1 protein-coding gene is annotated in these 1,385 nt (G+C 57.3%); it reads right to left on the bottom strand.

All coding sequences use genetic code 11. The features are described from left to right. Positions 1 to 267: 267 nt before the first annotated feature. Complete coding sequence (locus K408_RS0136720) at positions 268 to 1,299, bottom strand: IS110 family RNA-guided transposase (protein WP_028146165.1); 1,032 nt, start codon at positions 1,297 to 1,299, stop codon at positions 268 to 270. Positions 1,300 to 1,385: the final 86 nt, after the last annotated feature.

Below are 1,385 nucleotides of genomic sequence, written 5' to 3'. Positions count from 1 at the left end.
TCATATGTGGAACGGCCCGGGCTGCAAGGTCTTTCTCTGGTTGAACAAGGGATGACGGTGCGGTCATATGTTCGGCCTGTGAACGCGGCGCCTGGCCGCTGGCCACGATGATATCCGCGGAAGCAATCGCCCAATCAATTTCTCGCGCTCGAAGCGCAGTGAGTCAGGCGGTCTGATTGCTACCGGGAATGGCGTCATTCGGGGTTCATCCAGATTTGCACCTTGCCTCCTCGGCAGCGTTCTTCTTCCGCCGGAGAGCTCTTGAGATTAGGATTTCAGCATTGCGGCCGGCACCTGATAAATGCCGCCTCTGACCAGCAAGGCCCAGATCGTGCGCGCAATCTTATTGGCGAGCGCGACCGATACGACCTTGACCGGCCGCCTTTGCAGCATGGTCCGAATCCAGAGTGGGACTTTCAAGCCTCGTTTAGCAAGCTTGATGATAGAGGTCGCACCAACGATCAAGAGCGTCCGCAGTTGCCGATTTCCACGCTTTGATATCGCGCCGAGCCTTTCTTTTCCGCCGCTCGACTGTGCCCTCGGTGTGAGCCCCGTCCAAGCCGCAAAGTCTCGTGCAGTCGCAAAATCGCGAGCATCCAAGACGGATGTCCGAACGGTAGCGGCGATGAGAGGACCGACACCCGGTATGCTCATCAGACGCCTCGCATCGGGGTCCTTTCTGACGGCAACCAAAATCTCTCTGTCGAGCTTCTCTATGCGGGTTGTAAGCAGCTCAATCTGTTCAGCGAATAGGATCAGGGCAAAGCGGGCGGCGCCGGGGATCCTATTGTCCTTTTCGTCCCGGAGAAGCACCAGGAGTTTTGCGATGCTTGCCATGCCTGTGCCAGCGATAATGCCCAATTCGGCCATATGAGCACGCAGGGCATTTGCAGTCTGGCTGCGCTGCCTCATCAGCATCTCTCGAGTTCGCAAAATCATGCTGGCTGCTTGTTGCTCGGCAGTCTTCACCGGCACGAACCGCATTGTCGGGCGGGTGACCGCCTCACAAATGGCTTCAGCATCCGCCACGTCGGTTTTGTTTCGTTTGACGTAAGGCTTCACGTAGGTTGGCGGCATCATGCGGACAGAGTGGCCGAGCGCCGCTATCTCGCGTGCCCAGTGATGGGCACTCGCACAGGCCTCCATACCAACCAAGCACGCTGGAAGGCTCCGAAAGAAGGGCAGAACCTGCGATCGCCGCAATGTGCGACGAACCAAGACTTTCCCGTTTTCGGCAATGCCGTGAACTTGAAAGATCGACTTGGCCAAATCCAAACCCACTGTGATAATCTTCTCCATGGAACGGTCCTTCCTTTATGGCGCCTCTCTACGCGACCACGTTAGGCACTTTTGATGCCGGTTCGAAGGGCCGTTCCACACCATCA

This window comes from Bradyrhizobium sp. in8p8, assembly GCF_000426845.1.
GTDB lineage: Bacteria > Pseudomonadota > Alphaproteobacteria > Rhizobiales > Xanthobacteraceae > Bradyrhizobium > Bradyrhizobium japonicum_C.
The sequence above is the reverse complement of the archived record's forward strand: the minus strand, read 5'-3'. Positions and strand labels throughout refer to the sequence as shown.

Coding starts and splice junctions, on each gene's coding strand:
- K408_RS0136720 (WP_028146165.1), bottom strand. CDS start 1,299: ATGGAGAAGATTATCACAGTGGGTTTGGATTTGGCCAAGTCGATCTTT.